The organism is Leisingera sp. SS27 (assembly GCF_028368855.1).
GTDB lineage: Bacteria > Pseudomonadota > Alphaproteobacteria > Rhodobacterales > Rhodobacteraceae > Leisingera.
Genome location: NZ_JAQNCY010000002.1, coordinates 358,989 through 380,373 on the forward strand (window position 1 = coordinate 358,989; position 21,385 = coordinate 380,373).

At 63.0% G+C, this 21,385-nt stretch carries 22 protein-coding genes; 2 read left to right on the forward strand and 20 right to left on the reverse strand.

Going from position 1 to position 21,385, the window contains the following annotated elements; genetic code table 11:
• Position 1: 1 nt before the first annotated feature.
• From N6L27_RS07590 to rpsM, 14 genes are all read right to left on the reverse strand, one after another.
• Positions 2 to 1,234, reverse strand: coding sequence for an amino acid ABC transporter permease (locus N6L27_RS07590; protein ID WP_271906636.1), 1,233 nt, complete (start codon positions 1,232 to 1,234; stop codon positions 2 to 4).
• Between the two features lie 127 nt (positions 1,235 to 1,361).
• Positions 1,362 to 2,378, reverse strand: coding sequence for an amino acid ABC transporter substrate-binding protein (locus N6L27_RS07595; protein WP_039183987.1), 1,017 nt, complete (start codon positions 2,376 to 2,378; stop codon positions 1,362 to 1,364).
• 231 nt (positions 2,379 to 2,609) lie between these two features.
• Complete coding sequence (locus N6L27_RS07600; RefSeq protein ID WP_271906639.1) at positions 2,610 to 3,314, reverse strand: ATP12 family chaperone protein; 705 nt, start codon at positions 3,312 to 3,314, stop codon at positions 2,610 to 2,612.
• 3 nt (positions 3,315 to 3,317) lie between these two features.
• Positions 3,318 to 3,986, reverse strand: a complete 669-nt coding sequence (locus N6L27_RS07605) for an HAD family hydrolase (protein WP_271906641.1) — start codon at positions 3,984 to 3,986, stop codon at positions 3,318 to 3,320.
• The gene (locus N6L27_RS07610) at positions 3,983 to 5,029 is read right to left on the reverse strand and encodes an RluA family pseudouridine synthase (RefSeq protein ID WP_271906642.1); all 1,047 of its coding nucleotides are present in this window, start codon (positions 5,027 to 5,029) and stop codon (positions 3,983 to 3,985) included. Before N6L27_RS07610 ends, N6L27_RS07605 begins: the two co-directional genes overlap by 4 nt.
• Positions 5,026 to 5,406, reverse strand: coding sequence for a fluoride efflux transporter CrcB (crcB, locus tag N6L27_RS07615; protein ID WP_271906644.1), 381 nt, complete (start codon positions 5,404 to 5,406; stop codon positions 5,026 to 5,028). Before crcB ends, N6L27_RS07610 begins: the two co-directional genes overlap by 4 nt.
• Positions 5,407 to 5,551: 145 nt before the next feature.
• Complete coding sequence (locus N6L27_RS07620; protein ID WP_271906645.1) at positions 5,552 to 6,874, reverse strand: replication-associated recombination protein A; 1,323 nt, start codon at positions 6,872 to 6,874, stop codon at positions 5,552 to 5,554.
• Positions 6,874 to 8,280 carry a trypsin-like peptidase domain-containing protein gene (locus tag N6L27_RS07625; protein WP_271906647.1) on the reverse strand — a complete coding sequence of 469 codons (1,407 nt, stop codon included), beginning with the start codon at positions 8,278 to 8,280 and terminating at the stop codon, positions 6,874 to 6,876. The genes N6L27_RS07620 and N6L27_RS07625 overlap by 1 nt, the downstream gene beginning before the upstream one ends.
• Positions 8,281 to 8,476: 196 nt before the next feature.
• The gene (locus tag N6L27_RS07630) at positions 8,477 to 9,556 is read right to left on the reverse strand and encodes a 3-deoxy-7-phosphoheptulonate synthase (protein ID WP_271906648.1); all 1,080 of its coding nucleotides are present in this window, start codon (positions 9,554 to 9,556) and stop codon (positions 8,477 to 8,479) included.
• A 302-nt stretch (positions 9,557 to 9,858) separates the two neighbouring features.
• Positions 9,859 to 12,279, reverse strand: coding sequence for a CHASE3 domain-containing protein (locus N6L27_RS07635; RefSeq protein WP_271906650.1), 2,421 nt, complete (start codon positions 12,277 to 12,279; stop codon positions 9,859 to 9,861).
• A 170-nt stretch (positions 12,280 to 12,449) separates the two neighbouring features.
• A complete protein-coding gene (gene rplQ / locus N6L27_RS07640; protein ID WP_019298015.1) occupies positions 12,450 to 12,878 on the reverse strand; it encodes a 50S ribosomal protein L17 in 429 nt (142 codons plus the stop codon).
• Between the two features lie 135 nt (positions 12,879 to 13,013).
• On the reverse strand, positions 13,014 to 14,030 hold the full coding sequence (locus N6L27_RS07645) for a DNA-directed RNA polymerase subunit alpha (RefSeq protein WP_260017158.1): 1,017 nt from the start codon (positions 14,028 to 14,030) through the stop codon (positions 13,014 to 13,016).
• A gap of 113 nt (positions 14,031 to 14,143) precedes the next feature.
• Positions 14,144 to 14,533, reverse strand: coding sequence for a 30S ribosomal protein S11 (gene rpsK, locus N6L27_RS07650; RefSeq protein ID WP_271906653.1), 390 nt, complete (start codon positions 14,531 to 14,533; stop codon positions 14,144 to 14,146).
• A gap of 14 nt (positions 14,534 to 14,547) precedes the next feature.
• Complete coding sequence (rpsM, locus tag N6L27_RS07655; protein ID WP_019298012.1) at positions 14,548 to 14,916, reverse strand: 30S ribosomal protein S13; 369 nt, start codon at positions 14,914 to 14,916, stop codon at positions 14,548 to 14,550.
• 298 nt (positions 14,917 to 15,214) lie between these two features.
• Here rpsM and N6L27_RS07660 point away from each other — a divergent pair, with 298 nt between their 5' ends.
• Positions 15,215 to 15,625 (forward strand): BLUF domain-containing protein, encoded by a 411-nt coding sequence (locus tag N6L27_RS07660; protein ID WP_271906657.1) that lies wholly within the window; start codon positions 15,215 to 15,217, stop codon positions 15,623 to 15,625.
• A 36-nt stretch (positions 15,626 to 15,661) separates the two neighbouring features.
• Here the strand turns inward: N6L27_RS07660 and N6L27_RS07665 are convergent, their stop codons facing one another.
• The 3 genes from N6L27_RS07665 to rplO form a co-directional block, all read right to left on the reverse strand.
• A complete protein-coding gene (locus tag N6L27_RS07665; RefSeq protein ID WP_271906659.1) occupies positions 15,662 to 16,309 on the reverse strand; it encodes an adenylate kinase in 648 nt (215 codons plus the stop codon).
• A complete protein-coding gene (gene secY / locus N6L27_RS07670; RefSeq protein ID WP_019298009.1) occupies positions 16,306 to 17,670 on the reverse strand; it encodes a preprotein translocase subunit SecY in 1,365 nt (454 codons plus the stop codon). Before secY ends, N6L27_RS07665 begins: the two co-directional genes overlap by 4 nt.
• 111 nt (positions 17,671 to 17,781) lie before the next feature.
• Positions 17,782 to 18,252 (reverse strand): 50S ribosomal protein L15, encoded by a 471-nt coding sequence (rplO, locus tag N6L27_RS07675; RefSeq protein ID WP_019298008.1) that lies wholly within the window; start codon positions 18,250 to 18,252, stop codon positions 17,782 to 17,784.
• Positions 18,253 to 18,453: 201 nt separating this feature from the next.
• Between rplO and N6L27_RS07680 the strand changes: the two genes are divergently transcribed.
• Positions 18,454 to 18,894: a hypothetical protein gene (locus N6L27_RS07680; protein ID WP_271906662.1), complete on the forward strand. Its 441-nt coding sequence runs from the start codon at positions 18,454 to 18,456 to the stop codon at positions 18,892 to 18,894.
• A gap of 583 nt (positions 18,895 to 19,477) precedes the next feature.
• Here the strand turns inward: N6L27_RS07680 and N6L27_RS07685 are convergent.
• From N6L27_RS07685 to N6L27_RS07695, 3 genes are all read right to left on the reverse strand, one after another.
• Positions 19,478 to 19,693 (reverse strand): DUF1127 domain-containing protein, encoded by a 216-nt coding sequence (locus N6L27_RS07685; protein ID WP_039183849.1) that lies wholly within the window; start codon positions 19,691 to 19,693, stop codon positions 19,478 to 19,480.
• 267 nt (positions 19,694 to 19,960) lie between these two features.
• Complete coding sequence (locus tag N6L27_RS07690; RefSeq protein ID WP_019298005.1) at positions 19,961 to 20,173, reverse strand: DUF1127 domain-containing protein; 213 nt, start codon at positions 20,171 to 20,173, stop codon at positions 19,961 to 19,963.
• Between the two features lie 265 nt (positions 20,174 to 20,438).
• Complete coding sequence (locus tag N6L27_RS07695) at positions 20,439 to 21,359, reverse strand: hypothetical protein (RefSeq protein WP_271906663.1); 921 nt, start codon at positions 21,357 to 21,359, stop codon at positions 20,439 to 20,441.
• Positions 21,360 to 21,385: the final 26 nt, after the last annotated feature.

Sequence of the window (21,385 nt, forward strand, 5' to 3'; positions counted from 1 at the left end):
CTCAGCGCTCCTTCAACTTAACAGATGCGTTGTAGACGTTCATCACCATCGAGATGGTCAGCGAAGCGGTCAGGTAGAACAGCATCAGAAGCAGAACACATTCAATGGCGCGGCCGGTCTGGTTCAGGGTGATCCCGCCCAGAGTTGCGGTGATATCCGCATAGCCCACGGCAATCGCCAGCGAGGAGTTCTTGGTGATGTTGAGGAAGTTCGAGATGAGCGGCGGGATGATCACCCGCAGCGCCTGCGGCAGAACCACCAGGTTCATCACCCGGCGCGGACGCAGCCCCAGGGCCGATGCGGCCTCGGTCTGGCCCTTGGACACAGCCTGGATACCCGCGCGGACGTTTTCCGCGATGAAGGCGCCGGTGTAGATCGACAGCGCGAACCACAGCGCGATCAGCGGGCCGCCGACCTTGATGCCGCCGCTGAAGTTGAAGCCCTTCAGCTCAGGATATTCCCAGGTCAGCCCCATGATCAGCATCAGCGCCAGAAACGGCACCAGCCACGCGGCGAGGATCAGTGCCGTGGTCTTGGGCCGTACGCCGGTGGATTCCTGCTTGTTGTTGGCCCAGACGTTGATCTGATGCGCCGCAATCCAGGAGCCTGCAAACCCGGCCAGCACCAGAAGCCAGTTCATTGCTGTGCTGGCAAAGATGCCGTTTTCGAACCAGGGCATCGGGATATAGATGCCGCGGTTGGTGAAGGCAAAGGCGTCAAACAGCATGCTGGACGTTGCGTTGTCGCCGCGGAATTCCCGCGGTCCCGGCAGCACGGCTGTCATGATGGTGAAGATGATGATGATCCAGATCAGTACCGGAATGTTGCGGAAGATCTCAACGTAGACCGCCATCAGCTTGGAGACGAGCCAGTTGTTGGACAGCCGCAGAACACCTGCGATCACGCCGAACACAGTCGCAGTGATACAGGCCAGGAAGGCCACCAGCAGCGTGTTCAGCAGCCCGACCAGAGCCGCCTTGGCGTGGCTCGACTGGCTGTCGTATTCAACCAGGCGCTGGTTGATGTCATAGCCGGACGGGTCGCCCAGGAATGTGTAGGAAATGTTGAGCCCGGCAGCGCGGAGGTTCTGGATCAGGTTGTTTCCAAGATACCAAATGCACAGGGCAAGGACGATAGCCGCGATCACCTGGAAGGTCAGTGAACGGTAGCGGGTATCGTTGATGAGCATAGACAGCCGAAAGCCTTCGTTCGGCGGGTCAGTCAACGTTGACATATATTGTGATCCCCTGACTCTGGCGTTCTGATCCTGGCGGGGTTGTCCCCGCTCCGCAGCTTGCCAGAGCTTTTTTCATGATAGGAAAAGGGCGCAGGAAAATCCTGCGCCCCTCCCGGTGGTGTGTTTAGCGGAACGGCGGAGCGTACAGCAGGCCGCCTTCGGTCCACTGAGCGTTCAGGCCGCGGGCCAAGCCGACCGGAGTGTCTTCGCCGATGTTCTTGGCAAAGATCTCGCCGTAGTTGCCCTGCGACGCGATTGCGTTCTTGGCCCAGTCAGCCGACAGGCCCAGCATTTCGCCCAGGGTGCCTTCGCTGCCCAGCAGGCGGTTGATTTCCGGGTTCTCGGTGCCAGCTGCCATTTCGCCCAGGTTGGCCGAGGTGATGCCCAGCTCTTCTGCCGCGATCAGCGCCATCAGGCTCCAGCGCACAACGTCGCCCCACTCGTGGTCGCCATGGCGGACCAGCGGGCCCAACGGCTCCTTGGAGATGATTTCCGGCAGGATCACGTGGCCGGCCGGATCGTCGAAGGTGGCGCGGGTTGCGGCCAGGCCGGAAGCGTCAGTGGTGTAGACGTCACAGGCGCCTGCCAGGTACTGCTGCTGCGCTTCGGCGTTGGTTTCGATCGGAACCGGCTCGTAGCTGATGTTGTTGGAGCGGAAGAAGTCCGCCAGGTTCAGCTCGGTGGTGGTGCCGGTCTGGATGCAGACGGTGGCGCCGTCCAGTTCCTTGGCCGAGGACACGCCCAGCTCTTTCGGGACCATGAAGCCCTGGCCGTCATAGTAGTTGACGCCCACGAATTCGAACTTCAGGTCAACGTCGCGGCTGAAGGTCCAGGTGGTGTTGCGGGCCAGCATGTCGATTTCGCCAGACGCCAGCGCGGTAAAGCGGGTCTTGCCGGTGGTCGGCACGAATTCGACAGCGTTGGAGTCGCCCAGCACGGCTGCAGCCACAGCACGGCAGACGGCAACGTCAAAGCCTTCCCATTCACCGTTTGCATTCGGGGCCGCAAAGCCGACCAGGCCGGTGGTGACGCCGCAGTTCAGCTTGCCGCGGGCCTTCACATCGTCCAGCGTGCCAGCAGATGCTGCGCCAGCCGCAAGACCGGCAAAGGTCATTGCGCCCAAAATAACGGATTTTTTCATATTTACCTCTTCCTGATAGCCCGCCATTCGGCGGTTCTTATTTTCCGGCGATCCCCCGCCGGATATGAGACTGAAGAAGGGTTTGCCCCTAATTCGTGGCTGAGTTTGGGCGCATTCATCAGCAAACGTCAAGTGCGGTATCAGGAATTTCGATGTACGAATTCCGCACGAACGGGGTCCGCGCGGAATTTTATTTCAGGTCCGGCTGTGGATAAGTAATTTCTTATCCGGTCAGGAGAAATCGTAGAATCGCTTGGCGTGCAGGAATTCCTGCCGTTTCACCTCGGCTGCGGCCTGGGCTTCCTCGTCCTCGCCCCACTGCTCTTCCTGCCAGCGTTCATCCAGACGCGACAGCTGCCAGATTTCATCGGCACTGCGCCAGCCGGAAGCGGCTGCAAACCCAAGGATCAAAGAGCCTGAAATGCCTACCAGGTCGTGAAATGCGGCCAGCTGGAAAGGCGTCATGGCGCGGGTTTTTTCTGCCAGAACCGCCAGGGCTGCGGCCTCCTGCGGCTGGTGCAGAACCCCGGTCCGGGGCTGCAGGCGCACCCCTAGTTCCGCTTCCGCCCAGTCCAGAACCGGGTCCCATTCGGCGGCCTGCCGGGACGCCAGCTCAACCGGAGAGTCCGCCCGGTAGCACAACAAATCGCTGTCGCCGTACTCAGACAGCATTGCCGCAACTTCGGTGTGCTGATGTGTCACCTTGTCGATGGCGGCATTGGCAGAGCGGGTGCAGGGCATGGTTTTCGGGTCAACTGATTCGGTTTGGGCGTCCCATTCCGCTGCAATCGCCTCTGCCATTTCCCGTGTCGGCACCGCCAGCGCCGCCTTGGCCGGGGTCTTGACCCGGCGGCCGTCCAGCTCCACTGCGAAACCTTCTGCGGTTTCTGCCACGGTGACCTCTTTCCAGAACCGCTTTTGTGCCCAGCCGCTCATATCCTAGCCCTTCCAGATCTCTGCCAGCAACGGGCGCAGCTCCGCGAAATCGCGGATCAGGTAGTCGGCGCCCAATGTCTCTGCCGGGTGATAGCCCCAGGGCACGGCGATGGTGGTGACCCCCGCTGCGCGCCCCATTTCAATGTCAAACCGCGTGTCGCCGATCATCACGGTGCTTGCCCGCTCCACACCGGTCTCCGCCATCGCCGTCAGCACCATCGACGGATGCGGCTTGGACGGGTGGTGATCGGCCACCTGCCGCGTCACAAAGCAATTCAGCCCATGCGCCGCGATCAGCGCATCCACGCCGCGCTGGGATTTGCCGGTGGCGACCCCCAGCAGGTATTCCGGCACCTCGTTCAGCTCCGCAAGCATCTCCTGCGTGCCGGGATAAAGCGGCGAATGCGCCGCGCCCGCCGCCTCGCGCGCCAGCATGTAAGAGGACTTGTAGCCCTCCACCAGCGCCTCCAGCGTGGCGGCGTCCTGCTCCGGCGCCAGTTCCTGCATCGCCAGCGGCAGCGACAGGCCGACAATGGACAGGATCATTTCGCGCGGCGGTGTTTCCAGGCCAACCCCTTGAAAAGCCTCATCCATCGCGCCAGTGATCGCGCCCTGGCTGTCCACCAGGGTGCCATCCACGTCAAACAGGATCAGCCGCAGGTCCGCGCTCACTTCAGATCCTCGAACGGGTCGTCCGCTGCCAGATCCTCGGTCCAGCCGAAGGTCTCCCAGCTTTCCTTCATATGCTCCGGCAGCGGCGCCACCACCGAGACCGGCTTGTGCGTCACCGGGTGCTCAAACACCATCCGGCGGGCATGCAGATGCAGTTTCTTGGAGATCACCCCGCCGATCGAGGCCCCCCAGCCGTCGCCCAGGTTCTCCTGACCCGAGCCGCCGTATTTGCCGTCGCCCGCAATCGGATGGCCCATGCCGGACATATGCGCCCGCAGCTGGTGGGTGCGCCCGGTGATCGGCTCCATCGCCACCCATGCGGCGCGGCTGGCCACCCGGTAGAGCGTGGCGTAAAGCGTATGCGCGCGCTTGGCGCCGAGCGTGTCGTCGATGTCGTGCGGATGCACGTTGATCATCTTCTCGCCTTCGCCGGACTTGCCATGCCCCGGCGCCTTGACCAGCCCGTTCTTGATCTCGCCCAGGTACGGCGTTGGCACGCCGGCCACCAAGGCCCAGTAGATCTTGCGGGTGTTCTTGTGGCGGAAGGCAGCGGTCAGCCCCTGGGCTGCCTTGCGGTTCCTTGCCAGCACCAGCACGCCGGAAGTGTCCTTGTCGATCCGGTGCACCAGCTTGGGTTTGTCTTCCAGCCCGAACTTCAGCGCCTCTGCCAGACCATCCACATGTTTGGTGGTGCCAGAGCCGCCCTGCACCGCCAGGCCTGCAGGCTTGTTCAACACGATCACGTCATCGTCGCGGTAAATGACGCAGTCGCGGATCATCTTGGCGTCGGCATCGGAAACCCGCATCTCGCGCGGCGCGGCAGGTTTCAGGTCGCTGTCCGCCAGCGGCGGCACCCGCACCACCTGCCCCGCCTCGACACGGGTATTGGCCTTCACGCGGGCGCCGTCCAGCCGCAGCTCGCCCTTGCGGCACATCTTCTCGATGCGGCCCTGGTTCACATGCGGAAACAGCCGCCGCAGCCAGCGGTCAATGCGCTGGCCGCCATCGTCTTCGCTGACGGTAATCATCTGAACGCCGCTCATGCGAACACTCCTCTTGCGGCCATCAGGCCCAGAAACAAACCGCCGACCGACAGGCCCACGGACAAAGCTACATAGAGCGCCGCCTGCCCGAAGGCGCCGCGCTCGATCAGGTTGGCGGTCTCCAGCGAGAACGCCGAGAAGGTCGTGAACCCGCCCAGCAGCCCGGTCATCACCAGCGGGCTGAGCCAGGTCAGGTCCCGCAGCGCCGCCGCCACCACGAACATCCCCATCAGAAACGAGCCGAGGATGTTCACCGTCAGGATCGCCACCGGGAAATCGTGATGCCCCAGCACCCGGATGATGCCCAGCCCGGCCAGATAACGGCACACCGCCCCGATTGCGCCGCCAAGGGCCACCATGGAAACCGAAGAAATCATCCCCGTCCTGTCGCCGGCACAGGCAGGGATGTCAAGTTTTGCCCGTGTTGCACGGCGCGCAGGGCTGCCAGCAAATGGCTCCCGGCTCTTTCATCTTGCTCCAAATACTCCCGCCGGAGGCAGCGGCTTTGCCGGCAAAGCCGCTTCACTTGTTCCGCTTTGCCCTGAGGTTCGCGAAATAATCCGTGCGCCGCTTCAGCTCGCGCTCGAACCCGCGCTCCACCGGCTGATACAGAACCGGGCGTTTCACCCCGTCGGGGAAGTAGTTCTGGCCGGAGAACCCGTCCTCGGCATCGTGGTCATAGGCATAGCCGTCGCCATAGCCCTGCTCCGACATCAGCTTGGTCGGCGCGTTCAGGATATGCTTGGGCGGCGGCGCGCTGCCGGTCTGCTTGGCCAGCCGCCGGGCGGCCTTGATGCCCACATAGACCGCGTTGGATTTCGGCGCCAGCGCCAGATAGACGGCGGCGTTGGCCAGCGCCAGTTCGCCCTCCGGGCTGCCAAGACGCTCATATGTCTGCCAGGCGTTGAGGCAGACGGTATTAGCCTGCGGGTCGGCCATGCCGATATCCTCGGTCGACATCATCGTGAGGCGCCGGGCCAGAAACCGCGGGTCCTCGCCGCCCTCCAGCATCCGCGCCAGCCAGTAAAGCGCCGCATCCGGATCAGAGCCGCGGATCGACTTGTGCAGGGCGGAAATCAGGTTGTAATGCTCGTCGCCGGATTTGTCGAACTTGGCCGCGCGGCGCATCAGCCGGTTTGACAGCGCCTCACGCCCCAGGGGCGCCTCCACCTTCCAGGCGGCAACTTGTTCAATAAGGTTCAGAAGCGCCCGCCCGTCGCCATCGGCCATCTCATGCAGCGCGTCGCGGGCATCCCCGCGCAGCGGCAAGGCGCGGCCCAGCTCCTTCTCGGCGCGCTGGGTCAGGCGTTCGAGGTCGGCCAGCGACAGCCGCTCCAGCACCAGCACCTGCGAGCGGGACAGCACAGCGGCGTTCAGCTCAAACGAAGGATTCTCCGTTGTCGCCCCGACCAGAAGGATGGTGCCATCCTCCATATGCGGCAGGAAGCCGTCCTGCTGGGCCTTGTTGAAACGGTGGATCTCATCCACGAACAGCAGCGTCCCCTGCCCGTTCTGGCGGCGGATCTTGGCGGCCTCAAACACCTTCCTTAGATCCGGCACACCGGTGAAGATCGCCGAGATCTGCACAAAATGCAGGTCAGTCTCCCGTGCAAGCAGCCGTGCGATGGTGGTCTTGCCCACGCCGGGCGGCCCCCAGAAGATCAGGGACGACAAAGACCCTGAGGCCAGCATCACGCCCAAAGGCGCCTCTGGACCCAGCACCTGTTCCTGGCCGATCACATCCGCCAGCGACTGCGGCCGCAAGCGGTCGGCCAGCGGCCGGTTCCTGCTGGCCTGCTGCGCCTCGTCCTTGCCAGGCTCCGGGCTGCCGAACAGGTCCGCCATCAGGTGCGGAACCGCAGGGTGACGCGCTGGCCGCGGCGGTTCAGGTCCAGTTGAATCCAGCGGCCGCTGTTTGCGAGGATGGCATAAACGTCCTCAGTGCCGCTGACGGGCTGGCCGTTCACCGCCAAGAGCGCATCGCCGGGCTGCACCCCGCCGCGGCCCGCATAAGGGCCGGGATCGGTGACCACCACGCCCTCCGCCGACAGCGGCAGGCCAAGCCGCGCAATCACCTGCGGATTGATCTGCGCCACGGTCAGGCCGGGCAGTGCAGTCCGCTCATCCAGCTGCACCGGGTTGGCGGGCGGCTGGTCCGGCGCGGTGATCATCGGCACCGCCACCGCCTCGCGCTCGTCCCCGCGCAGGCGGGTAATGTCCGCGGTGCCGCCCAGGCCGGAGACCGACATGCGGAACACCATTTCGGAGGGCGAATTCACCACCTCGCCGTCCACATGGGTGATCACATCGCCCACCTTGAACCCTGCCTTGGCAAAGGGGCTTTCCCGGTGCAGGTCGGAGACCACCATGCCCTCCGGCACCTCCATGCCCAGCGAGGCAGCCAGATCCGCATCCACCGGCTGCCCGGCCATGCCCGCCCAGGGGCGCTGGAACTCCTCGGCGCCGTCCCGCGCCTGTTCCACGAATTGTTTGACCAGATTGGCGGGGATCGCAAAGCCGATGCCGTTGGAGCCGCCGGAGCGCGACAGGATGCGGGTGTTAATGCCGATGAGATCGCCGTTGACGTCAATCAGCGCACCGCCGGAATTGCCCGGGTTGATCGGCGCGTCGGTCTGGATGTAGTAGCCAAAGCCATCGCCCGCCCCCATGCCGGTGCGCGCAAGCCCGGAGATGATGCCGCTGCTGACAGTCTGGCCGACCCCGAACGGGTTGCCGATCGCCAGCGCCAGCTCGCCCACCTCGACCTCATCGCTGTCGCGCAGGTCCAGATGCGGCAGGTCTTCGGCCTCATCCAGCTGCAGGATTGCCAGGTCGCTGGCCTTGTCGCCCAGGATCACCCGCGCATTGTACTCGCGCCGGTCATTGGTCACCACGCGGATTTCCGTGGCGCTGCCGACAACGTGGTAGTTGGAAACCACGATACCATCCGCCGACAGGATCACTCCTGACCCCAGAGAGTTCTCCACCCGCGGCTGCGGCTTGGCAAAACCGCGGAAGAAATCGTCGAAGAACGGGTCGTTCATGAACGGGGAGCGGCGGCGCTGCTGCACCTGGCGCACCACCTTGGCATAGATGTTGACCACCGCCGGAGAGGCTTCTTTGACCAGCGGCGCAAACCCCAGCGCGATCTCTGCCCGGGACTGCGGCACCCTGGTTTCAGCGGCGGCGGGCAAGGCCAGCGCAGGCAGGGCAAGGCACAGGGCAAAGGCGGTCAGGGCTGGGCGGATCATGGGGGCTCCGTTGGTTGCTGCGTGAAGGATATGCGGAGAGCGCACCCGGATTGCAAGGCTGCAGGCAAGCCTCATCCTTGCGGGGCGGAGGGGCGCTGCCCCTCTTGGCCTGACGGCCAATTCACCCCGGGATATTTTCAGCCAGATGAATAAAGGAGCAGACCGCGCAGTTCAGAGGCCTGCCCCCTGGCAAGCCTCAGGCCTCTGCCAGTTCCGCCTGCGGGGCCGCCGTGCGGCGTTTGGCAACCGCTTCGGCCAGATGCTCCAGCTCTGTCACGGTGTCCTCCCATCCCAGGCAGCCGTCGGTGACAGACTGGCCGTAGGTCAGCGCCCCCTTGCCCAGGTCCTGGCGGCCTGCCACCAGATGGCTTTCCACCATCACGCCGGTGATGCGGCTGTCGCCGCCGGCAATCTGTGCCGCCACATCGCGCAGCACCGCGGGCTGCCGCATCGGGTCCTTGCCGCTGTTGGCGTGGCTGGCGTCGATCATCACATGGCCGCGGATGCCGTCCTTTTCCGCCAGTTTGCAGGCCGCATCGACCGAGGCCGCGTCATAGTTTGTGCCGCCGCCGCCGCGCAGGATCAGGTGGCAGTCCGGGTTGCCGCTGGTGGCCGCAATCGCCGCGCGGCCCGACTTGGCCAGTGCCATGAAATGATGCGGATGGGCGGCCGAGCGCACCGCGTCCACCGCGATCTGCACATTGCCGCGGGTGCCGTTTTTGAAGCCCACCGGGCAGCTGAGGCCGGAGGCCATTTCGCGGTGGATCTGGCTTTCCGTGGTGCGGGCGCCGATGGCGGCCCAAGCCACCAGGTCGGAGATGTATTGCGGCACCGCAGTATCCAGGAACTCTGTCCCGACCGGCAGGCCCAGCGCGTTGATGTCCAGGCACAGGCGGCGCGCCAGCCCCAGGCCCTCGTTGATGCGGAAGGAGTTGTCGAGGCCAGGATCGTTGATCAGCCCCTTCCAGCCAGAGATGGTGCGGGGCTTCTCGAAGTAGACCCGCATGACGATCTCCAGCTCACCTGCCAGCCTCTGGCGCAGCGGGGCCAGCCGTTCGGCGTATTCCATTGCCGCCTTGGGATCATGGATCGAACAGGGGCCGACCACGGCCACCACGCGCCCGTCGCGGCCGTGCAGCACGTCCTGAATGGCGGTGCGGCTGGCCAGAACGGTATCAGTGGCGGCAGCCGTCGAGGGCATCTGCGCGGCGAGGTCCTCGGGCGAGATCAGTTCCTGCATGCCGGTGATGCGGAGGTTTTCGGTTTGCGGTGTCATGTTTCAGCTTCCTTGGCGGGAGGCCCGTGGCGCTGCGGCGGATACAAAAAAACCGCCTGCGGGCTGCGGGCGGTTGGTGGTATCCTGGTGCGTTCCGGTCTGTCTAACCCGGGAATGCGCTGACCCCTCCGTCCGCCATGTGGCGCGGATAAAAGAAATACCAGAATGCGGCATAGGTACGGGTCATGGGCCGGACGCTAGCGGAGATTCGCGGGGCTGTCACCCCTGAAAATCCCGCACCCCAAAAAGCGCAAGGACCCTCCGCTGCGGGAGAGCCCTTGGCAGTTTCCTGTGCGCAGACCTCAGAAGTCCTGCCACATGTCGCGGGCGGCATTGCCGTCACTGGCGGCGGCTGCAACCGGCGCCGGGCCAGGCTCGGCCGCCCAATCCTCATCGGCCCAGTCGTCATCGCCATGTGCCGAGGGCTGCGCCGCTGGCGCGGCCGGCGCTGCCAATGCGGCGCTGCTGCCGTCCACCTGGAACCGCGTCACCAGGTCTGCAAGCTTCATCGCGTCGCTGTTCAGCATGTGGCCCGCCGCGGTGGCTTCCTCCACCATTGCGGCGTTCTGCTGGGTCACCTGATCCAGCTGGGTGACGCCGGTGTTGATCTCATGCAGGCCGGTGGACTGTTCCTCAGCGCCTTCGGCGATTTCAGAGACCAGCTGCGAGATATGGCTGACGCGGCCCACGATGGACTCCAGCGCCTGGCCTGCCCGGCCCACCAGATCGACGCCCTGGTCCACCTGACGGGAGCTGTCGGAGATCAGTGTCTTGATTTCCATCGCCGCGTCTGAGGAGCGTTGCGCCAGCGCCCGCACCTCGGAGGCAACCACGGCAAAGCCGCGGCCCGCTTCGCCTGCACGGGCGGCCTCCACCCCGGCATTCAGCGCCAGAAGGTTGGTCTGGAAGGAAATGTCGTCGATCACGCCGATGATCTGGCTGATCTTCTTCGAGCTGTCCTCGATCCCGCCCATGGCGGCAACCGCCTCCTGCACCACCTCGCCGCTGGTTTCGGCTTCCTGGCGGGCCTCGCGCACGGTGTTTTCCACATTGCGGGCGCCTTCGGCCGCGGATTTCACACTGGCTGTCAGCTCATCAATGGCAGCAGCGGTTTCTTCCAGCGTTGCCGCCTGGCTTTCGGTGCGGTGCGACAGATCATCGGAAGCCTGGCTGATCTCCGCGGCACCGCTGCGGATGCTCGTGGTGGCCTCGATCACCTGCTGGACGGTGACGTTCAGATTGTCGATCGAGCCGTTGAAGTCGGCGCGCAGCTGCTCGTATTCCTCCGGGAATTGCTCAGCGATGCGGATGGTCAGATCGCCGTGGGCCAGCCGCGACAGCCGTTCGCTCAGCTCGCGCACAACGCCCGCCAGTTCGGCGTCCTTGCTCTCTGCCTTCTGCGCCTCCGCCTCCTGCATCCGCACCAGTTCGTCGCGGAATTTCTCCAGCGCGCGGGCCATGTCGCCGACTTCATCGCCGCGGTTCTGGCCATGGATCTCCACCGCGTTGTTGCCCTCGGCCAGGCCGCGCATCGACGTCACGATGCGGCGGATGCCCGACGCAATGCCGGAGGCGATCACAAGCGCCAGGATGCCGCCGATCAGGATGGCGCCGCCGATAGCCGCGGGGATCATGGTGCGGGTCTGTGCGCCCAGTTCCTCGTTGGCGGCGCGGCGTTCCGCCATAGCTGCGCTGCCGGCGGCCTGCAGGGTAGCCATAGTCGCGCGGAAGCTGTCAAAATACTCCTTGCCGCGGCCCTCTGCGACCAGGTCGGCCATGTCATCCATGGTGGCGGCACTGCCGATCACCCGGCGCAGCTGCAGCATCGGCACCACCACTTCATTGCGCCATTCGTCAATGATCCCCGCAACCTTGTTCAGGCGGTTTGACTGCATCAGGTTGTCTGCCAGCGCCAGCCGGAGGTCGGCCATAACTTCGTTGAAGCGGCCGTTGCCCTCCATGTAGGGATCCAGAAACTCCCGGTCGCCTGCCAGAAGGAAGCCGCGCATGCCCGTCTCCATGTCCACCGCGGCGGCCTGCAGGTCCTTGGCGCGGCTGATCACCTTGTGGGTCTGCTCCACCGCCTGAAGCGAGGTGTTCAGATAGTCCGGATCCGCAATGCCTGCATTGACCAGCGACATGAAGGTGTTGCGGCGGTTGTTCAGCTCGACTTGCTCCTCCTCGATGACATTGGTCATCTCGGTGCGGAACTGCTCGAAGTAGACCCGGCCCTTGGATTTCTTCACCTCGGCGGCCATGTCGTTCATGGTCATGGCGTCGCCGATTTCCTGGCGCAGCGCGATGGCGCCGGCGGCCACGTTTTCCTGCCAGCCGGTCAGGGTCTGCTCCGCCTCGTCCAGGGTGGCCAGCATCTCTGCATCGCCTGCTGCCAGGTTGCGCAGGCTGGCGAGAGTTTCAGCAACCTGACTTTTGCCCGCCTCGAACGGGACCAGGTACTCCTCCCGGCCCGCCAGAAGGTAGCCGCGCAGGCCTGCCTCCATTTGCGAAGCCGCCTCTGCCAGGGTCTGCGAACCGGTCAGGATTTCCTGGGTGTGATCCACCGCCTTGGCCGACTGGTCCATCCGGCCCAGGTTGAAGACGGCAAGCACCCCCACCCCAAGCACCAAAAGCAACGGCAGCACCGCGACGGAAACGATTTTCACCTTGGTACTGAGGTTTGCCAGTGAGAACCGCCTGGCCGCGGATGTCTTGTTCTTTGCCATCACATCTGTCCCGGAAATTTCGGATGACAACGTTAAGGCAGAAGAAAATTACGATTCCCTTTCACGTTGAAAGTGAATCTGAAACGCCGCGAGCTGCCGTGGCGTAAGAAAAACCCCCGCTCCGGGCGGAGCGGGGGCCAGACAGTGAACCCAGACAGGTTCAGCGCGTCTTATTCGTCTGCTTCAGCAGCTGCTTCTTCTGCTTCCAGGCGGGCCTTGTCGGCAGCGCCTTTGGCGGAAACGTCGCGGTCGACGAACTCGATGATGGCCATCGGAGCCATGTCGCCGTAACGGAAGCCGGCCTTCAGAACACGGACATAGCCGCCCTGACGGTCCTTGTAGCGCGGGCCCAGAACCTCGAACAGTTTCGCGACGTCCTTGTCCTCTTTCAGCTTGGAAGCTGCCTGACGGCGGGCGTGCAGGTCGCCGCGTTTCGCCAGAGTGATCAGTTTTTCAATGATCGGGCGCAGTTCTTTTGCTTTGGGCAGGGTGGTCTTGATCTGCTCGTGCTCGATCAGCGAGCCGGCCATGTTGGAGAACAGGGCCTTGCGGTGCTCATGAGTACGGTTCAGGCGGCGGTAACCACGTGCGTGACGCATTTTTCAATTCCTTATCTTGCGTTTTGCTTTGTCAGGCGGCTGATGCGTGTCAGCCGCTCACCTTGGGGCGGGTGCCCGTTTCGTCCCCGGCAGTCCGGGCATTGAAGAGGAGGGCCGGAGCCCTCCTCGAAACACTTAGAAGCTGTCTTCGAACTTCTTGGCCAGATCTTCGATGTTGTCCGGCGGCCAGTCCTCGACGTCCATGCCAAGGTGCAGGCCCATGCCCGACAGAACCTCTTTGATCTCGTTCAGCGACTTGCGGCCGAAGTTCGGGGTGCGCAGCATCTCGGCTTCGGTCTTCTGGATCAGGTCGCCGATATAGACGATGTTGTCGTTCTTCAGGCAGTTTGCCGAACGGACAGACAGTTCCAGTTCGTCCACTTTCTTGAGCAGAAGCGGGTTGAACTCCAGACCGTCGTCCTCGTCCTGACGGCCGGCCGATTCCGGCTCGTCGAAGTTGACGAAAATGCCCAGCTGGTCCTGCAGGATGCGGGCAGCATAAGCCACGGCATCATCAGGGGAGATGGAGCCGTCGGTTTCCACCTTCATGGTCAGCTTGTCATAGTCCAGAACCTGGCCCTCACGGGTCGGCTGAACGTCATAGGAGACCTTCTTGACCGGCGAGTAGATCGCGTCGATCGGGATCAGGCCGATCGGTGCGTCTTCGGGCTTGTTCTTGTCTGCCGAGACATAGCCCTTGCCGGTGTTCACGGTCAGTTCCATGAACAGGTCGGCGCCGTCATCCAGGTGGCAGATCACGTGGTCGCGGTTCAGAACCTCAATGCCTGCGGTCTCGGCAATGTCGCCAGCGGTGACAACTGCCGGGCCCTTGGCATTGATCGACAGGCGCTTGGGGCCTTCGACTTCCATGCGCAGGGACACGCCCTTGAGGTTCAGGATGATGTCGGTGACGTCTTCGCGGACACCGGCCACGGACGAAAACTCGTGCAGGACGTTGTCGATCTGCACGCTGGTGATGGCCGCGCCTTGCAGCGAGCTCATCAGGACGCGGCGCAGCGCGTTGCCCAGGGTCAGGCCGAAACCGCGTTCCAGCGGCTCTGCGACGACAGTTGCCTGGCGTGCAGGATCGTTGCCCGGCTTCACTTCCAGCTGTGCCGGCTTGATCAGCTCTGCCCAGTTCTTATGGATCATGCGTTCCCTCCATTCCTGTCCCTGCCCCATGTCCAAAAGGCCAAGGACGCCCGAGGTTTAAATGACGCACTGGGGCCCTGCGAATCAAGCGGGGCCCCAGCAAAAAATTCGAATTAGACGCGGCGGCGCTTCGGCGGGCGGCAGCCGTTGTGCGCGATCGGGGTCACATCACGGATCGAAGTGATGTTGAAACCGACAGCGGCCAGTGCGCGCAGAGCCGATTCACGGCCAGAGCCGGGGCCCTGAACTTCGACTTCCAGGGTCTTCACACCGTGTTCCTGGGCTTTCTTGCCCGCGTCCTCAGCAGCCATCTGAGCGGCGTAAGGAGTGGATTTCCGGGAGCCTTTGAAGCCCATGGTGCCGGCGGACGACCAGGAGATCGCGTTGCCCTGCACATCGGAGATCAGGATTTTGGTGTTGTTGAACGAAGAGTTCACGTGAGCAACGCCGGTGGCGATGTTCTTGCGCTCTTTACGCTTAATACGGGTTTTATCGCGTGCCATTGATCAAGCCCCCCTTACTTCTTCTTGCCGGCGATCGGCTTCGCCGGGCCCTTACGGGTGCGGGCGTTGGTGTGGGTGCGCTGACCGCGGACCGGCAGGTTGCGGCGGTGGCGCAGGCCACGGTAGCAGCCCAGGTCCATCAGGCGCTTGATGTTCATGGTCACTTCACGGCGCAGGTCGCCTTCGACGGTGTAGTTGGCGTCGATGTGCTCGCGCACGGCCAGAACTTCAGCGTCGGACAGTTCGTTCACACGACGGGTTGCGTCGATGCCAACAGCCTCACAGATGGCTTTCGCCGAGGTGTTGCCGATACCGGTGATGTAGGTGAGGGCGATGGGAACCCGCTTTGCAGTCGGGATGTTAACGCCGGCAATACGTGCCACGTGTCACTTTCCTTTTCGTTGCGGTTCCGTAGCGCCGGAACCTTTTTTCACAACACTTGACCGTGGCAGTGTGGCCAGAGGGTCCAGCATTTCGAGGTGGTAAGGCAGACAGACGAATCCATCCGCCGGGAATCATTCCCAGAAGGGATGGGGTTGCCTATGTGGATTTTAAGGTGGCGTCAACCGCTAAGGAATATGCTTCTGCACAGGAGAAGGCACCGGGGTGCGCCGGAAGCGACAAACCAGCCGGTTCCGCATCCTGAATTGTGTTGTTTCAGAGTGCATGAGGTTTCAGGCCATGTTGTCGAGACTGCTTTACAAGTCCAAAGCAGCGCACCCGCCCTACTGTGACGTCAAAATCCTTGAAGAAGCCAGGGCGCTCAATTTCCTCGTGGACGTGACCGGCTTTCTGATCCGCAGCGGGAGCAGCTATCTGCAGGTGATCGAGGGTCCGCAGGCCGAGATCAGGGGGCTTGGCGACCGCATCAAGGCCGACGTCCGCCACCATGACTATTGCGAAGTTCTGCACGAGTCCGCTGACGGGCGTTTGTTTGAAACCTGGTCAATGGGGTACCTGAATATGTCCGGCCAGGATAACTGGATCAATGAACATATCCCTGAGATGTCGCCCGCCAGCGGTGAAGCGCTGAAGGCGCAGTTTGTGCAGGCCTATGCCCTGGCGGCGCATAAACACGAAAGGCGGCCCTAAGGCCGCCCTGTTCAGGAACCGCTTCCGCAAGGCGGCTTATTCGCCCATGATCCAGGCCATGCTCTTGCGCACTTCCTCAATCGAAGCGAGACCGTCCAGGCGCTGGAGGTTGCCCTTGGCGTAGTAGTAGCCAATCAGGGGCGAGGTCTTCTTGTAGTATTCCATCAGGCGGGTCTTGAGGCTGTCCTCATTGTCGTCCGCCCGGCGCTGCACGTCAGTGCTGCCGCAGTTGGCGCATTTGCCGTCTTCCGGCCAGGGCTTGGTCTGGTCGTGGTAGACCTCGCCGCAGCCGCCGCAGGTGGAGCGGCCGGTGATGCGGGCGACCAGCGCGTCGTCGTCCACCTGCATCTCGATCACGGCATCAAGCTTCAGGTGCATCTCGCGCAGCAGGCGCTCCAGCGCGTCGGCCTGGGCCAGAGTGCGCGGGAAGCCGTCGAAGATGAAACCGCCATGGGAAGTGTCCTGCAGCTTCTCGCGGATCAGGCCGATCACGATCTGGTCGGTGACCAGCTTGCCCTCGGCCATGATGGCGGCGACCTTCTTGCCCATTTCGGTGCCGGAGGTCTGGGCCTCGCGCAGCATGTCGCCGGTGCTGAGCTGCACCATGCGGCGGCTTTCCACAAGGTAACGCGCTTGCGTACCTTTGCCCGCACCAGGCGGGCCAAGGAGAATAATGTTGGTCATCGGCGAGAGGGTCCCCGTTTTGTCCGTTTCTTGTTGCGCCCGCGCAGCTGGCTCTTCTCGATAAGGCCCTCATACTGATGCGCGAGGAGGTGGCTTTGCACCTGCTGGATTGTGTCCATGGTGACGGATACCACAATCAGAACGGACGTGCCGCCAAAATATACAGGGATGGCGAATTGGCCGCGGAGGACCTCCGGCAGGAGGCAGACCAGGGCCAGGTAGCCGGAGCCCAGAACCAGGATGCGGTTGACCACATACTCGATGTATTCAGCGGTCTTCTTGCCGGGGCGGACGCCGGGGACAAAGCCGTTCTGGTTCTTCAGGTTGTTCGCCACGTCCTCCGGTTTGAAGGAGACGTTGAAGGTGTAGAAATAGGCAAAGAACACGATCATCGCGACGAAGAACAAGAGGTACAGCGGCTGGCCGGGGCCGAAGTTGGCCAGCAGCCAGGACATCACCGGACCGGTCGCCGCACCTGAGGAGAACGCCGAGATTGTGGTCGGCAGCAACAGCAGCGAGGAGGCGAAGATCGCCGGGATCACGCCCGCCGGGTTCACCTTGACAGGCAGATGCGAGGACCCGCCGTCATAGACCTTCATGCCGACCTGGCGGCGCGGGTACTGGATGTGGATCTTGCGCAGCGCGCGCTCCATGAACACCACGAACATGATCACCGCGATGACCATCAGGATCACGCCGATGATCACGGCGGGGCTGATCGCGCCGGAACGGCCGGAGGCGAAGAACTGGGCAATCGCTGCCGGAACCTCGGCGATGATGCCGACGAAGATGATCAGCGAGATGCCGTTGCCGATGCCGCGCTGGGTGATCTGCTCGCCCAGCCACATCAGGAACATGGTGCCGCCGACCAGAGTGATCATGCAGGCCATGCGGAAATACATGCCGGGATCGGTGGCCAGATCGCCCTGCTCCAGCGACACGGCGAGGCCGTAGGCCTGGGCGGTCGCCAGCGCCACGGTGCCGTAGCGGGTGTACTGGTTGATCTTCTTGCGGCCCTGCTCGCCCTCTTTCTTGAGCTGCTCAAGCGAGGGCACCATCGAGGTCAGAAGCTGAACGATAATGGAGGCGGAGATATAAGGCATGATGCCGAGGGCAAAGATCCCCATGCGGCCAAGCGCGCCGCCGGTGAACATCGACACCATGCCGCCGATGCCCTGGCCTGCCTGCTCCATGAACTGGCGCAGAGCGGCTGCGTCGATGCCGGGAACCGGAATGAAGGTGCCCAGGCGGTAGACAATCAAAAGGCCGATGGTGAACAGGATGCGGTTGCGCAGATCCGTAGCTTTGCCAAGGGCAGCCCAGCTGGTGTTTGCCGCCATTTGTTCTGCTGCTGATACCATGAAAAGGTCTCTTCTTTAGCGAAACGCCGCCCGGAACCGTTTTCCGGCTCGGGCGGCGTTCTAGGAAAACTCGGAGACTATGTAAGCGGCATTGGCGCCGCTCACAAGCCGTTACTCTGCGGCGGCGGGGGCTGCCACAGTCAGAGTGCCGCCAGCTTTAGCAACAGCGTCAACAGCAGCAGCGGATGCGCCGGTGACTGCGATGGTTGCTTTGGCGGTGATTTCGCCTTTGGCCAGGATGCGGACGCCGTCCAGTTTGCGGCGGACCAGGCCGGAAGCAACCAGCGAATCCTCGGTGATGGAGGCTGCGTCCAGCTTGCCTGCGTCGATGAATTTCTGGATCAGGCCCAGGTTCACAACGGCGTATGCCTTGCGGTTCGGCTTGTTGAAGCCGCGCTTGGGCAGACGCTGGTACAAGGGCATCTGGCCGCCTTCGTAGCCATTGATCGAGACACCCGAACGGGATTTCTGGCCTTTGATGCCGCGGCCGCCCATTTTGCCTTTGCCGGAACCCGGGCCACGGGCCACACGGGTGCGTTTCTTGGCGGCGCCTGCATTGTCGCGCAGTTCGTGAAGTTTCATGTCGCTTCTCCTTGCCGGATGTGGCCCCCGAAGCGTGATGGGCCAAACACGGCGTTTCTTGATTGGTGATTCTGTGGCGCGGAACGCCACCGGGTGCCTATAGACGGCTTGGGGGATGGGATCAAGGGGGCGAGGCTGCCAGTGTTGACGTTCACTTCAGCGCGCAGTTTGATCACCCCATTGTCAATGAGAAAAAGATTCATGGATATTACAGGAACTGAGCACGGCGATCTTTCGATCTATGAGTTCACACGCGAGAAGCTGAAGCGGCATAGCGCAGCCAAGACTGTCGAAGGGCAAAAAATTCTTCAAGACAAACGCCTGTTCCTCAGCTTTGTCAGACTAGAAAGAAGCAGGGCAGCGTCTGACTTTGACAGAGTTACGAGGGACGCCTGCAATTGCAGAGACAAGCTGCGCGATGCTGGCATCGAGCAAGCATATGGGTTCGTGCTGCTTTATTTGCGCTTCAGCTACGCTGGTGTCCACAGGCATGCACCGGTCAGGCAGGATAGGAAAATCACTTACTCTGCAACTTACCAACGCCACATAACGCCCGAGCAGATCCTGATTCAGAATTGGGCAGAGCTTCAGGACAAGAAGTTCGGAGAAACGATGCGAAGAGCAATGCACTGGGTGGCCTAGCGGTACCACCGCTCTGCTTGAACGCCACTGCAATTGGCATGCGCGCAAAACCTTCGCCAAGGCCCCTGCCCTGCCGGTTGCGTGTCCTGCCGTCTGTCTCTGTTTCCGTTCCGCTGCTGGCCGTCCGTTAAAGGGTGGCGGCGCCGCCGGGGTGGAGATGGGATGGGGTTGCCCCCATGCGAATACGCGTATCGCGCGCTCCGGGTGCCAGACCGGAGCCCTGTTCCAGGTGCCGGGGGTGTCAGGCCCGGCGGGTGATCATGACCGGGGATGATGTTGGCAGAGCGGGGTTAAAACCCCGTAGGCGGTGCGTACGGTGAGTGCGCAACGGGCTGGCGACCCCGGTTTTGAAGATCACGGAGGGCAGTGCCCGAACCGGGGTGGGCGAGGAGCGCCCGCCCCGTTTTGCCGGCGTCAAACCTTCGGTTTGACAGGGGCAGTTCGGGCGCTGCCCGGCCTGCCGCCGGGCGGTTTTTTTGTGCGTGCCCCGACAACAAACAAAAACGCCCCCGCCGGGATGGCAGGGGCGCCTTTGGGCCAGGCATTCGGAGAGGGAGGAGGATCCGTCAGCCGGCCGGGGAGATCACTTGCCGTAGACGTGCTCGCGGGCGGCGCCGGGGATGGCGCAGCGGCTGAGGCCGATGTCGGCCAGGTCGCGGGCCGAGAGCGCGCGCAGGGCGTGCACAGTCTGCCGGTATTCGCGGCGCAGCTGCCAGTTCCGGTAAAGACCGGACAGGATGCCTGCAAAACGGGCGGGGATGCCGGCAGAGACCGGCGCGGTGAGAGTTGAATAAGCCATTGTTCTTGTTCCTTCGCTGCGCTGCCTGAACGTGCTTCCGGCGCGTCGCTTGATCTGTTCGTCTGAAGTGACAGGGAGATAAGGATGGACCGGCAGGCCCGCAACGGCTGCTTCGGTCTGGCGGCTATGCGGCGGGTGCATAGCACAAATGCGTGAGGCACCTTGAAAGCCCGCAATAGAAACCGCCCCCGCCCCGGATAGGGGCAGAGGCGCTTTGGCCCGGGCTTGAAGAGGAGGAGGAGAGGAGCGCCCGGGAAAAGGGAATTCTTAGCCGTAGACGTGCTGATGCGCGATGTCGGCAATGTCGCTGCGGCGGACGCCGATGTCCGAGAGCTCGTGGTCGGACAGCGCGTCCAGCTCGTTGTAGGTGCGCTGGAATTCGCGGGCTTTGGTCCAGGAATCCACCAGGCCTTCGACGGTTGCGCGGATGCGGGCGGTCAGGCTGTGGCCGGTGTGTGCAGCGGAGATAACATGTGCCATCGTTCAGGTCCTTCGTGTCTGATGCCGGGCCTATTCCCGGCGGTCTTTGTTCAGTCTTTCGATGTGACACCGAGATAGGACCGGGGAATGAGTCGAACAACTGACGCAACCGGCAAGCCGCTATGCACGCGCTGCAAGGGCTTTTATAGCAATCTCTCTCACGACCGGCGAACGCAGTCAGATCCGATAGAAATTTCAGAACGCTGCACTGGTTCCGCTAAGCTCAGAAAATGCTGCCCCAGTTGTCCCGAGCTCGGTTCCAGTCTCAGGTGCCAGGACGCAAAAAACCCCTGAACAATGACACCGCGCCCCAGAGTAGAAAGACCGGCAGGACAAGCATTCGCAGCGCGAAGACGCCGATCAATGTCAGAGATGAGCGAAGAATTGAGTCGGCCTCCGCTACAAACACCTGCGCCGCTTCGAGATACCGTCCGCTCTGCTCAAAGACTCCACTGATACCATCGCTGACCCCCGCTATCCGGCCGCCGAGCCACCCCAGCATCCCCTCATCCGCTTGTGCTTCCTGAGATGCCTCCGCTGTCACGTCATCCTCTGCCCCTAAGAGAATGTTGGCTTTCTGCGCGACGCCATCAAGTTCAGCCATAGCAGCACTCATCCGGGCTTCGGTGGCGCGCTCACCGGCCCAGACACCGAAGGCGAAAACCAAGGGCATGGCAAGGCCAGCCGCGAATCCAAAGGCAATCCCTCTATTGCAAAGCGATATCACTGGTCCGGAGAAACTGGACATATGGCTGGCAGCAGCCCGGCCCAACAACCCGGCTCCGAGAGCGATAAGCCCGAGCGATGCCACGGGCGCCATACCGACCGTGACCAGCGCCGCCCCTGCCGCAACGAGAAACACCGCGTCGGCCACGCGCTCCACCGTGTCATCAACCGGTTCCAGAACCTTCAGGGGCTGCAGGCTCGCCTGTCCGACGACCGAGGCACCCACTTCAATTTCCTGCGCCGTTGAAAGTGCAGCGTTGATTGCGCGCAACGAAACATAAACAGCTACAGCGGAGGTTGCGACATTTTCCGATGTCCACTCCGCCGCCGAGACCAGCGGGTTCCAATCGCTGCGTCCAACCAGGCCGAACACTCCGGTGCACAGCAGGAACAGCCCGGCAAAAGCCCAGACAGCTGCTTTGGCGCCTTTTCGCATTGGAACGCGGGCCGGGTTGATCATATTTGGGTCACCGCTGCTGACAGGAA

Bases quoted from the DNA above. Each gene is read 5' to 3' on its own strand.
- N6L27_RS07590 (WP_271906636.1), bottom strand. From the start codon at position 1,234: ATGTCAACGTTGACTGACCCGCCGAACGAAGGCTTTCGGCTGTCTATG.
- N6L27_RS07595 (WP_039183987.1), bottom strand. From the start codon at position 2,378: ATGAAAAAATCCGTTATTTTGGGCGCAATGACCTTTGCCGGTCTTGCG.
- N6L27_RS07600 (WP_271906639.1), bottom strand. From the start codon at position 3,314: ATGAGCGGCTGGGCACAAAAGCGGTTCTGGAAAGAGGTCACCGTGGCA.
- N6L27_RS07610 (WP_271906642.1), bottom strand. From the start codon at position 5,029: ATGAGCGGCGTTCAGATGATTACCGTCAGCGAAGACGATGGCGGCCAG.
- crcB (WP_271906644.1), bottom strand. From the start codon at position 5,406: ATGATTTCTTCGGTTTCCATGGTGGCCCTTGGCGGCGCAATCGGGGCG.
- N6L27_RS07620 (WP_271906645.1), bottom strand. From the start codon at position 6,874: ATGGCGGACCTGTTCGGCAGCCCGGAGCCTGGCAAGGACGAGGCGCAG.
- N6L27_RS07625 (WP_271906647.1), bottom strand. From the start codon at position 8,280: ATGATCCGCCCAGCCCTGACCGCCTTTGCCCTGTGCCTTGCCCTGCCT.
- N6L27_RS07630 (WP_271906648.1), bottom strand. From the start codon at position 9,556: ATGACACCGCAAACCGAAAACCTCCGCATCACCGGCATGCAGGAACTG.
- N6L27_RS07635 (WP_271906650.1), bottom strand. From the start codon at position 12,279: ATGGCAAAGAACAAGACATCCGCGGCCAGGCGGTTCTCACTGGCAAAC.
- rplQ (WP_019298015.1), bottom strand. From the start codon at position 12,878: ATGCGTCACGCACGTGGTTACCGCCGCCTGAACCGTACTCATGAGCAC.
- N6L27_RS07645 (WP_260017158.1), bottom strand. From the start codon at position 14,030: ATGATCCATAAGAACTGGGCAGAGCTGATCAAGCCGGCACAGCTGGAA.
- rpsK (WP_271906653.1), bottom strand. From the start codon at position 14,533: ATGGCACGCGATAAAACCCGTATTAAGCGTAAAGAGCGCAAGAACATC.
- N6L27_RS07660 (WP_271906657.1), top strand. From the start codon at position 15,215: ATGTTGTCGAGACTGCTTTACAAGTCCAAAGCAGCGCACCCGCCCTAC.
- N6L27_RS07665 (WP_271906659.1), bottom strand. From the start codon at position 16,309: ATGACCAACATTATTCTCCTTGGCCCGCCTGGTGCGGGCAAAGGTACG.
- secY (WP_019298009.1), bottom strand. From the start codon at position 17,670: ATGGTATCAGCAGCAGAACAAATGGCGGCAAACACCAGCTGGGCTGCC.
- rplO (WP_019298008.1), bottom strand. From the start codon at position 18,252: ATGAAACTTCACGAACTGCGCGACAATGCAGGCGCCGCCAAGAAACGC.
- N6L27_RS07680 (WP_271906662.1), top strand. From the start codon at position 18,454: ATGGATATTACAGGAACTGAGCACGGCGATCTTTCGATCTATGAGTTC.
- N6L27_RS07685 (WP_039183849.1), bottom strand. From the start codon at position 19,693: ATGGCTTATTCAACTCTCACCGCGCCGGTCTCTGCCGGCATCCCCGCC.
- N6L27_RS07690 (WP_019298005.1), bottom strand. From the start codon at position 20,173: ATGGCACATGTTATCTCCGCTGCACACACCGGCCACAGCCTGACCGCC.
- N6L27_RS07695 (WP_271906663.1), bottom strand. From the start codon at position 21,359: ATGATCAACCCGGCCCGCGTTCCAATGCGAAAAGGCGCCAAAGCAGCT.